A 9,191-nucleotide genomic window follows, 5' to 3' on the forward strand; every position below is an offset into this window, starting at 1 on the left:
CCGACCGGACGAGCAGCCGGCGTGACTAGCGGACGATCTCGTTGATCGCTTCCGTCCGGCGGCCGATCGACCAGCCGATCAGCGCGAGGCCGGCATAGATGCCAAGCGCCGGCAGGGCATAGACCGGCGCGGTCGCTTCGGACGCGAGTCCAACGGCATCGAGCGCCAGCGCGATCACCAGCGAGACCAACAGGAGCGCGATGCCGATGTCGGCAAAGCGCATGTTCGGCAACTCCGGGGGCGCAGACCGGAGTCGTCCGATCGCGTAACATAGCAACGTCACGCTCGCCCAGCCGGCTATCAGCGCCAGCCCGGCCGACACCGGTTCGTTCGGGAGATATCGCGGGAGCAGCCAGAGATGAACGAGTCCCGCCATGGCCAGCGCACTCCCCAGTAACACGACCACGAACGGTCGTCGATCGTCACTCATTGGTCTCCCTGACTGTCTCCCGTTCTATTACTGTTTTGTCATCGGTACGGTCGGCGACCCCCGTCCGATTTCCCGGTGCGATCGCGACCAGTCCGCACGTCGCGTCGTCCGCGGGATCAGGAATCGACGGCGAGCAACTCGTCGGTGCGTGCGATCTCGGCGAACTCGCCCTCGAGGTGGGCCAGCGCGGTTCGGTGGACCGTTTCGGGATCGAACGAGTCGCCGTCGAACGTCCGCCCGAACGTCGCGGTGGCGTCGGCGACGACGATCGGTTCGAAGCCGAGGTTCTCCGCCATCCGGGTCGTCGTCGAGACGCAGTGGTCGGTCGTGAGCCCGACGAGGACGAGCGTCTCGATCTCCCGCTCGCGGAGCCGCTCCTCGAGGCCCGTTCCGACGAACGCGCTGTTGACCGACTTGACGAGCGTCGGCTCGCCGTCGACCGGCGCAGTCTCGGGCTTGAACGCGAACCCCTCCCCGTCGCGCCGGAGCGGCGAGTCGGACTCCGTCGAGTCGTGCCGGACGTGGACGACCGGGCGATCGGCCTCGCGCCAGCGCTCGAGCAGGGCCGCGGCGTTGGCTTCGGCGTCGGGGTTGTTCCGCTCGCCCCACGACGGGTCGTCGAACCCCCGCTGGAGGTCGACGAGGACGAGCGCGGCGTTCTCGAGCCGGTCGCCGATCGCGACCCCGTCCGCCGTCATGGCAGTCGCGCCGCGGGTTTCGGGTGCGTTCGCGTGATCGTGATCGGGCACGTCGACGGGGCCTGTTCCTCGTCCGACGAGAGCATGTACTGGGGCCACTCCCGGTCGCCATCGACGCCCCAGTCGCCGATGTCGGCGTGGGGACAGACACCGTCGTACTCCTCGAGGCGGTCCTGGATCACGTCGCGGGCGCGCTGGCCGGCCTCGGTGTCGGCAGTGACGTCGAGGGACTCGAACAGCGCCCGCGGCTGGAACGTGATCTCGAGGCCGATCGGGCAGTACCGGCTCTTGCGCCGATCATAGAAGGGTGCCCGGCAGGTCGGGAACATGGGTTCGCCGCCGAGACAGAACTCCCAGTAGGGGTCGTCGGGATCGGTCGGGATGTCCGCGGGCCAGGGCTCGGGGTCGTGACAGTGCAGCGTCTGCAGGATATGCCAGAGCGCGTCGTGGTACTCCCGCTCCGACAGCGGCTCCGAAGGCGGTTTGAAAAAGGTCACCAGCGACGCCCGGTCGGAGTGGTCCTCGTAGACCTCGAGGTACTCGAGGAGCCGATCGCGCAGCGTCAACAGCGCGTCGGCGTCGCTCATCGAGGGCACTGCGGTGTAGATCGGCTCGCCGTCCCGGACCGATTCGGCTCCGAAGAAACACGGAAACGACGTGTCGTTTCGCTCGCCCAGCAGCCCCTCGCGAAACGAGTGCCAGTGGTCGGCGACCCACTCGGGGGCTTCGCCGGTGCGAACGCGCCGGTCGAGCGTCTCCTGGTCCATCAGCGACTGGATGCCAGGTTCGTTCATCGTACGTGGCCGTTCGGGCTCACGAACATGTAGGTTCCGCTCGTTCCGGTCGACCGGTAACGACTGCGCCTCGAGTTCGTCGCCGACGCACGTGGCGACGCCGGACGTTCGGCTCGAGAGAGCGGTCGGAGGCGCGTTCGACTGCCCCGCGGTCGACTCACTCCCACCGCCGATTCCGCGAGGACGCGATGTCGACGCCGCGGCTGTAGTAACAGACCGGCGTCCCGGCGGGCGCGTCGAACCCGTTGGCCTCGAACAGCGTGTTCCGCTCGATCTCGGCCGTCGCCGCACGGAGCGTCCAGGGCTCGTGGTCGATGTCGGCGTAGCGAACCGTCCCGTCTCGAGCCGTCGTGTAGTAGCGGTAGTGTTCGGTGAGAAATGCCGCGAGCGAGCCGGGTTCCGGCTTGAAGGCGTCCCCGACGGGTTCGTAGGTGCCGACGAACTCGGCCGGTGCGGCGCCCGGGTGCCGGCGCTCGCTCGCGAAGGCGATCCCGCGCTCGGTCCCGGAGATCTCGATGTCGGCGTAGTAGTACGGCAGCCGGTGGAACAGTCGCGCACCGACGACGCCGAGGACCCCCTCGGCGTCGAGGCTGAAGAAGTAGACGCCGGGCTCGCCGTCCCGGCTGACGTAGGTCCGGAGGTTGAGTTCGGGCAGATCGACGCCGGCGGCTGCGGGGACGCCCCGCGGACGGACGTCGACGTTCAGGTAGGGGACGACCGAGAGCCACGCCCGGCCGTCGTAGGTCTCGACCTCGAGTCCGTCCGGCAGTCGGGCCGCGACGATCCCAGGATCGACCGCCCAGTTGGCAAAGAGCAGGTGCCGCCACCCCATCGCGATCGGGAGACTCATACTCTAGTTAGCGTCCGAGCGCGTGAAAGGACGGCCCCAAACGTTGTCAACCCCGGCCCCTCGGTCCTGTCGGGCCCGTACGAGGGCCACCTTCAGGTCCGATCGGATCACACCGTCTCGGGCAACCAGCCGCCGTCGACCTCGAGGTTCTACACCCACCTTTTTACTGCGTCGGGGTCTCTCACGCCGTTCGAGACCCGGTCCTTGCAAAAATCTGGACCAAAAACTATCCGCGACTCATCGCGCCACGGTCCGATCGGATTACACCGTCTCGGGCAACCAGCCACCGTCTACCTCGATGTTCTCGCCGCTGACGTACTCGCTGTCGTGATCGAGGAAGAAATACAGCGGCGCGATCAGGTCCTCGAAGCTCGCGGGCCGGTCCCGCGGGAGGTCCGCGGGGAACTCGTCGGAGTTCTCCACGACGTATGGCGAGACGGCGTTGACCGTGATCCCGTCGTCGGCCGTGTCGGCCGCGAGCATCCGCGTAAACATCAGCACTCCCGTCTTCGCGACGAAATAGGGGAAGTTCTTGGGGCTCACCATGGCCCGCTCGCTCGAGGCGTACCCGATATTGACGATCCGACCGTACTCATTCTCGCGCATCGCCGGCAGCGCCCGCTTCGAGCAGAGGTAGGTCCCGTTGAGGTTCGTCTCGAGGACGCGGTTCCAGGTCTCGAACGCGAGGGACTCCCAGTGGGCGGGTGCGAAGTCGCCGACGTTGTTCACCAGTACGTCGACATCCCCGAGTTCGGCTTCGACGGTTTCGAAGAGACCGTCGACGCTATCGGGGTCGGTCACGTCGGCCTGTACCGTCGTCGCCGCCTCGGCACCGCGCTCGCGGGCATCGGCGGCCGTCTCGCGAGCGGCGTCGGCACTCGTGTGGTAGTGGACCGCCGTCTTCGCGCCGCAGTCTGCCGTCGCCAACAGGAGTTCGCGGCCGACGCCGCGGCCGGCACCGGTGACGAGTACCGTCTGCCCCGTGAGGTCTGGTCCGTCCATGTCTTCCCCGTCGGCGAGAACGTGGAAAAATCGCCCGGGACGGGGCCGTCACCGTCCGCTTCCGTGACCCTCGGATTTACGTCGCTGCGCGAGCAATCCCTGTCCATGCTAGAGACAGTATTGCTTGCTGTCGGTCCCGGTGATTCCGACCGAAGCGGACTGCTGGCCGAGGCTGCCCTCGAGGTAGCGAACCCCGCCGACGCGACGGTCGTTCTCGCGCACGTGTTCACCAGCAGCGAGTACGACGACGTCCTCGACCGCCTCGAGTTCGATCCGACCGTCAACGAGATCGACCCCGACGAGGTGGCCTCCCGTCACGCCACGATCCACGACATCCGGGACGTCCTCGAGAACCACGACGTCGACTACGAGATCCGGGGTGCGGTCGGCGAACACGGCCCGTCGATCGTCGAACTGGCCGAGAGCGCCGGTGCTGATCGGGTCATCGTCGGTGGTCGCCGGCGGTCGCCGACGGGGAAGGCGATCTTCGGCTCGACGGCCCAGGAAGTGATGCTGTCGGCCCCCTGTCCCGTCACGTTCGTCCGCAGCGACGGGTTCGAGGAGTAGTCCCGCCACGATCCGTCCGCGCCCGGGTCCTGTCGGGTATTTCTGGAATACTGCAACGACGAGAATACTTAAGCGGGTGGCCCAACCACTGTGACGGTATGGCAATCGATACAGTACTCCTTGCGGTCGGACCGATGGACACAGTACGCGCCCCGGAACTCGCCGAGACCGTTCTCGAGATCGCCGATCCACTCGACGCGACGGTCGTGATCGGCCACGCCTTCACCGAAGACGAGTACGAGGACATCCACGAGGAACTCGGCTTCGACGCTCGCGCCGAGGACGTCGACCCCGACGCAGTCGCTGCCGAGCGCGCGCCGGTGCCCCAACTCGCGGAGCGCTTCGAGGACGCCGGCGTCGACTACGAGATCAGGGGCGCGCTCGGCGAGGTCAGTAGCGAGGTCGTCGACATGGCGGTCGACGTCGACGCCGATCGCATGGTCGTCGGCGGCCGCCGGCGCTCGCCCGCGGAAAAGGCCGTTCTCGGCTCCGTTTCGCAGGAGATCATCCTGCAGGCCCCCTGCCCGGTCACCTACTTCCGCGACCTCGACGTGATGGAGTAGGCCACGATCCGCCGTCTCGCTTTCGCCCGATTCCGTGTCCCGGCGGCGACGCGACAGACGCCCACTCACGAACGGCGTTCGGCGACCGACAGCATCGGTTATCACTTCTCCGCCCGTCGCTTCCACTCCCGTTCCTGTCGGCGTTCGCGGACGTGTCGTTTCCCGTCGGCCAACTCGCGCCGGACCCGGCGCTCGAGCGATCGGGTCTCCGCGAGCAGCGTGGTCTGGAAGTTCTCGAGGACGTCGTAGGACCAGCGGTCCTCGTCGACGACGCCGTGGGGGAGCAGTTCGGTTCGGATCGCGTCCGCGAGGTCGTCGTTACCGGTCTCCCTGAGCAACTCCTCGCTCCGGGCGAGGTGGTCCATCCCGTGGCCCGTTGCGTGGTGGAACTCGAGCAGACAGCCCTGGGCCCGCTGGATCCACTCGAGTCCGAGTTCGACCTCGTGGAGGGCCTCGAGTTCGGCGTCGGACGGCACCGCGGCCGGGTCGGCGTCGCGGTCGGGGTGTGGCTCGTCGGTAGCCATACTATGGCTATGTCATAGAGTAACATACGAGTGTCGCCGGCGGCGGGACGCCCCGATCACGGCCCGGACGGCGGGCAACGCCGGCCGTGACGTATCGAGATCGCAACTCATCGGCGAGTACAATCTGGGTAGTTAAGTAGGGTCGCGGTCGTCCCTAGGACAGCATGGTCTACTATGCGGGCGTCGATCTCGGCGCGACCAACGTCCGGGCGGTCGTCGCCGAGGCCGACGGGACGAGGATCGGTGCGAGCCGCCGATCGACGCCGCGCGGGCCGACTGGTATCGACGTGACGGAGGGCGTGCTGCGAACGCTTCGGGGGGCGTGTGCGGAGGCGGGGATCGACCCTCAGTGGATCGCCGCGACCGGAATCGGGTCGATCGGACCGTTCGACCTCGCCGAAGGGGCGGTGATCGACCCCGCGAACCTCCCCGATTCGATCGATCGGATCCCGCTGACCGGGCCGATTTCGGAACTGATCGGCAGCGACGACGTCTTCCTCCACAACGACACCACCGCCGGCGTCATCGGCGAGCGCTTTCACGCCGATCGCAACCCCGACGACATGGTCTACGTGACTATCTCCTCGGGGATCGGTGCCGGCGTCTGCTGTGACGGCGAGGTCGTGGGCGGCTGGGACGGCAACGCCGGCGAGGTCGGCCACTACGTCGTCGACCCGCGCGGCCGACTGACCTGTGGCTGCGGTCACGAGGGTCACTGGGAGGCCTACTGCTCGGGCAACGCCATCCCCGACTACGCCCGCCTGCTGGCCGAGGACGATCCGACGATTTCGACGAGCCTCCCGCTCGAGGGCCCCGACTTCACCGCGAAGGACGTCTTCGAACTCGCGGGCGAGGACGAACTGGCCGATTACGTCATCGAGCAACTGGCCCACTGGAACGCGATCGGCGTCACGAACGTGATCCACGCCTTCGCCCCGCTCGTGGTCTCCTTCGGCGGCGCGGTCGCCCTGTACAACGAGGAGCTGGTCGTCGATCCGATCCGCGAGCGCGTCTCGGAGATGGTGATGACCAACGTCCCCGAGATTCGCGTCACCGATCAGGGTGACGACGTCGTCGTCGAGGGGGCGCTGGCGAGTGCGCTCACCGAGGGCACCGGCGACCGGCGGCGACTGCGGGAGTGACCGATCGACGGTCCGTTCGCGACCGGCTGTGGCCCCGCGTTCCGTGACCGCACTGCCCGCTCCGCTCGAGTAGGACCTTCTATGTAGCTGGGCGAGAGCGAACACGTATGGAGCGACGAGCCTTCCTCCGGGCCAGTGCTGCCGGGTTGTCGCTGGCAGGCGCGACCACGATCTCGGCGGTCCAAGCGGAGCCGGCGGCCGCACGGCAGGCGTCGTACGAACCGCTCGGTCGGGTCACCGTCGAGGCCGCCGCCGAGGCCGTCGTCGGCGACGACGGCGAGACGGCGTACCTCGCGACCACGACCGGGTTCGCGACCGTCGACGTGAGCGACCCCGCCGACCCGACGGTCCTCGCCGAACGCGCCGTCGAGATCGGTGGCGAGTCCCTGCGCAATATCCTCGACGTGAGTGTCGACGGCGACCGGCTGGTCGTCGCGGGCCCGGCCAACTTCGGCTACGAGCCGATGGGGTTTCGCTGCTACGACGTGAGCGATCCCGCCGACCCGACCGCCGTCGACGAGTACGCGACCACCTTCCACATCCACAACTGTACGCTCGAGGGGGACCTGCTGTTCGTCGCCGAGAACGAGCCCGAGACGGACACGAACGCGCTCGCGATCTTCGACGTCGACGGCGAAATTACGCGGATCGGCTCGTGGTCCCTCCTGGATCACGAGCCGGGCTGGCGTGACCGTCCGTTTCTCGGGCGATATCTCCACGACGTTTCCGTCCAGGACGACATCGCCGCCCTTCCCTACTGGAACGCCGGCACCTATCTGGTCGACGTGAGCGACCCGACCGACCCCGAGTACGTCACCCACGTCGCCGACACCACTCTCGAGGCCCAACGAGGGATCGGTTACGAGGACGCCGTCTACGGGTTGCCTGGCAACGACCACTACGCGGCCATCGACGACACCGTCGATCTCCTGGCGGTCGGCCGGGAGGCCTGGGCGACCGACGGCGAGCCCGACCGGCCGGGTGGGATCGACCTCTACGACGTGAGCGATCCCGCGGCCCCCGTCCACCGAAGCTCGATCGACCCGCCCCGGACCGACGACGAGAGCCACGGTGGCGGGCGCTGGACTACCTCACACAACTTCGATCTCCGCGGCGACCGGCTCTTCTCATCGTGGTATCAGGGCGGGGTGAAGATCCACGACATCTCCGATCCGAGTGACCCCGAACGGCTCGCGTGGTGGCGCGATCCCGACGAGACCGGGTTCTGGACGGCCCGCGTCGCCGACCCCGGCGAGACGTTCATCGCTTCGAGTACGGAAGCGATTCCCAACACCGCGCTCGAGGGGGCGCTCTATACCTTCCCGATCGAGCGCGGCGAACAGGCCGATCCGCCGCCGCTGCGAGACGCCGAGCCGTCGAACGAGTCCGGGACGGACGATACCGCGAGCGACGATGCGATTCCCGGCTTTACCGGGTTCGCCGCCCTCGCCGGGGGCGCGGCCGGCCTCGAGTGGTGCCGCCGACGCGGGAACGGAAACGTTCAGGATTAATTCGGCTGTTTTCGCGGTCGTGACCCAACTTATACCACGCTCGAGCGCCTAGCATGGCACATGACCAACTCCGAGGACGAGCCGTCACTGCAGGAACGCGTCGAGCAGTGGATGGCCCGAGAGATGCCGATCATTCAGATGCACGGCGGGACCAGCGCGGTGCGGGCGGCCGACCCCGAGACGGGCGAGGTGATCATCGAACTCGGCGGCGGCTGTAAGGGGTGTTCGGTCAGCGACGTGACGACCGGCAACATCGAGGCCGAACTCATCACGTGGCCGGAGATCAACGAGGTCACCGTCCGTGTCCCCGACGCTCGAGATAGCCTCGGCGGCCCCGACCAACCCGAGTCGATCATGGGCGTCGATCGGACCGAGGGCGGCCGCGGCGACTGGGGGTCGTCGAACCCGGGCAAAGATCACTTGTAACCGCTCTTTTCGACACCTATAATCGCTGATCGCTGATCTCGAGCAGGGACTGTCCCTTGAGGCGATGGGCTATCCTCAGTATCGGGACCCGACAGCCGTGGGACGGGCTGCTGTCACTGCGCTCTATAGTAGCCACTGAAACGATTTACACACTGATCGCGACGCACTCGTGCGATCAGGTGTGCAATGACTTTCAGTGGCTACTATAGTGTCACTCGGCAGGTCGCGGATGCGCCGGAAACAACTGTCAGTAGTCCGTAGATGAAACGACCGAAGGAGCCAGCCGTGTTCGGCTGAATTCGTGGCTGTACACGGTCTGCGCGCGAACTCGTTTTGTCGTAGATAGCGGTAAATATGTCTCCTTAGGCCGCGCGCCCCAGCTACGATAAGTTATGGCTATCCTGTGCGACAGGATAGTGAACCTATGCGTATTCTATCTTGCACGATCTCCACAAGACTATTAAGCCAGGATCGGATGAGACGTCGTTATCGATGCAACCGACACGGGCATGCGGACGTGGAGTGATCGAACGATGCTAGGACTCGAGTCGCTGGGCGCGACCGGAGAGGCAATCATGGGCGTCGGTGCCGTCCTCGTCGAAGCGATGGGGCTGTACGTCGTGTACGGGGCGCTCACGACGGCGCTGAGCGACCCGGTCAAACGCGCTCTCGGAGGGAGCTAAT

At 66.9% G+C, this 9,191-nt stretch carries 12 protein-coding genes; 6 read left to right on the forward strand and 6 right to left on the reverse strand.

Translation table 11 applies throughout. The features are described 5' to 3' along the window. Positions 1-25: 25 nt before the first annotated feature. From ACERIM_RS06195 to ACERIM_RS06215, 5 genes are all read right to left on the reverse strand, one after another. Positions 26-430 (reverse strand): hypothetical protein, encoded by a 405-nt coding sequence (locus tag ACERIM_RS06195; protein WP_006647768.1) that lies wholly within the window; start codon positions 428-430, stop codon positions 26-28. Positions 431-546: 116 nt separating this feature from the next. Beyond that, positions 547-1,128: a cysteine hydrolase family protein gene (locus ACERIM_RS06200; RefSeq protein WP_049905353.1), complete on the reverse strand. Its 582-nt coding sequence runs from the start codon at positions 1,126-1,128 to the stop codon at positions 547-549. Then, the gene (locus ACERIM_RS06205; RefSeq protein WP_049905352.1) at positions 1,125-1,922 is read right to left on the reverse strand and encodes a YqcI/YcgG family protein; all 798 of its coding nucleotides are present in this window, start codon (positions 1,920-1,922) and stop codon (positions 1,125-1,127) included. Before ACERIM_RS06205 ends, ACERIM_RS06200 begins: the two co-directional genes overlap by 4 nt. 157 nt (positions 1,923-2,079) lie before the next feature. Further along, positions 2,080-2,772: a YqjF family protein gene (locus ACERIM_RS06210; protein ID WP_373631740.1), complete on the reverse strand. Its 693-nt coding sequence runs from the start codon at positions 2,770-2,772 to the stop codon at positions 2,080-2,082. 261 nt (positions 2,773-3,033) lie between these two features. Beyond that, complete coding sequence (locus ACERIM_RS06215; protein ID WP_373631741.1) at positions 3,034-3,774, reverse strand: SDR family NAD(P)-dependent oxidoreductase; 741 nt, start codon at positions 3,772-3,774, stop codon at positions 3,034-3,036. A gap of 105 nt (positions 3,775-3,879) precedes the next feature. Between ACERIM_RS06215 and ACERIM_RS06220 the strand changes: the two genes are divergently transcribed. Both ACERIM_RS06220 and ACERIM_RS06225 read left to right on the forward strand, forming a co-directional pair. Then, complete coding sequence (locus tag ACERIM_RS06220; protein WP_049905330.1) at positions 3,880-4,341, forward strand: universal stress protein; 462 nt, start codon at positions 3,880-3,882, stop codon at positions 4,339-4,341. A gap of 98 nt (positions 4,342-4,439) precedes the next feature. Beyond that, entirely contained in the window at positions 4,440-4,904 is a 465-nt protein-coding gene (locus ACERIM_RS06225; protein WP_049905329.1) for a universal stress protein, read from the forward strand. A 101-nt stretch (positions 4,905-5,005) separates the two neighbouring features. On the opposite strand, the gene ACERIM_RS06230 is transcribed toward ACERIM_RS06225, so the two are convergent. After that, a complete protein-coding gene (locus ACERIM_RS06230) occupies positions 5,006-5,428 on the reverse strand; it encodes a hypothetical protein (protein ID WP_373631742.1) in 423 nt (140 codons plus the stop codon). Between the two features lie 164 nt (positions 5,429-5,592). On the opposite strand from ACERIM_RS06230, the gene ACERIM_RS06235 reads away from it, so the two are divergent. From ACERIM_RS06235 to ACERIM_RS06250, 4 genes are all read left to right on the forward strand, one after another. After that, positions 5,593-6,570 carry an ROK family protein gene (locus ACERIM_RS06235; RefSeq protein ID WP_373631743.1) on the forward strand — a complete coding sequence of 326 codons (978 nt, stop codon included), beginning with the start codon at positions 5,593-5,595 and terminating at the stop codon, positions 6,568-6,570. Between the two features lie 107 nt (positions 6,571-6,677). Further along, positions 6,678-8,081: an LVIVD repeat-containing protein gene (locus ACERIM_RS06240; RefSeq protein WP_373631744.1), complete on the forward strand. Its 1,404-nt coding sequence runs from the start codon at positions 6,678-6,680 to the stop codon at positions 8,079-8,081. A 60-nt stretch (positions 8,082-8,141) separates the two neighbouring features. Beyond that, a complete protein-coding gene (locus ACERIM_RS06245; RefSeq protein WP_373631745.1) occupies positions 8,142-8,507 on the forward strand; it encodes a NifU family protein in 366 nt (121 codons plus the stop codon). A gap of 533 nt (positions 8,508-9,040) precedes the next feature. Beyond that, positions 9,041-9,190 (forward strand): hypothetical protein, encoded by a 150-nt coding sequence (locus ACERIM_RS06250; RefSeq protein ID WP_373631746.1) that lies wholly within the window; start codon positions 9,041-9,043, stop codon positions 9,188-9,190. Position 9,191 lies beyond the last annotated feature (1 nt).

The sequence above is a fragment of the Natrinema sp. H-ect1 genome, assembly GCF_041821105.1.
Taxonomy (GTDB): domain Archaea; phylum Halobacteriota; class Halobacteria; order Halobacteriales; family Natrialbaceae; genus Natrinema; species Natrinema thermotolerans.

Excerpts from the sequence above, each read along its gene's own strand:
- ACERIM_RS06210 (WP_373631740.1), bottom strand. The coding sequence starts at position 2,772 with ATGAGTCTCCCGATCGCGATGGGGTGGCGGCACCTGCTCTTTGCCAAC.
- ACERIM_RS06230 (WP_373631742.1), bottom strand. The coding sequence starts at position 5,428 with ATGGCTACCGACGAGCCACACCCCGACCGCGACGCCGACCCGGCCGCG.
- ACERIM_RS06195 (WP_006647768.1), bottom strand. The coding sequence starts at position 430 with ATGAGTGACGATCGACGACCGTTCGTGGTCGTGTTACTGGGGAGTGCG.
- ACERIM_RS06250 (WP_373631746.1), top strand. The coding sequence starts at position 9,041 with ATGCTAGGACTCGAGTCGCTGGGCGCGACCGGAGAGGCAATCATGGGC.
- ACERIM_RS06235 (WP_373631743.1), top strand. The coding sequence starts at position 5,593 with ATGGTCTACTATGCGGGCGTCGATCTCGGCGCGACCAACGTCCGGGCG.
- ACERIM_RS06215 (WP_373631741.1), bottom strand. The coding sequence starts at position 3,774 with ATGGACGGACCAGACCTCACGGGGCAGACGGTACTCGTCACCGGTGCC.
- ACERIM_RS06245 (WP_373631745.1), top strand. The coding sequence starts at position 8,142 with ATGACCAACTCCGAGGACGAGCCGTCACTGCAGGAACGCGTCGAGCAG.
- ACERIM_RS06200 (WP_049905353.1), bottom strand. The coding sequence starts at position 1,128 with ATGACGGCGGACGGGGTCGCGATCGGCGACCGGCTCGAGAACGCCGCG.
- ACERIM_RS06220 (WP_049905330.1), top strand. The coding sequence starts at position 3,880 with ATGCTAGAGACAGTATTGCTTGCTGTCGGTCCCGGTGATTCCGACCGA.
- ACERIM_RS06205 (WP_049905352.1), bottom strand. The coding sequence starts at position 1,922 with ATGAACGAACCTGGCATCCAGTCGCTGATGGACCAGGAGACGCTCGAC.
- ACERIM_RS06240 (WP_373631744.1), top strand. The coding sequence starts at position 6,678 with ATGGAGCGACGAGCCTTCCTCCGGGCCAGTGCTGCCGGGTTGTCGCTG.
- ACERIM_RS06225 (WP_049905329.1), top strand. The coding sequence starts at position 4,440 with ATGGCAATCGATACAGTACTCCTTGCGGTCGGACCGATGGACACAGTA.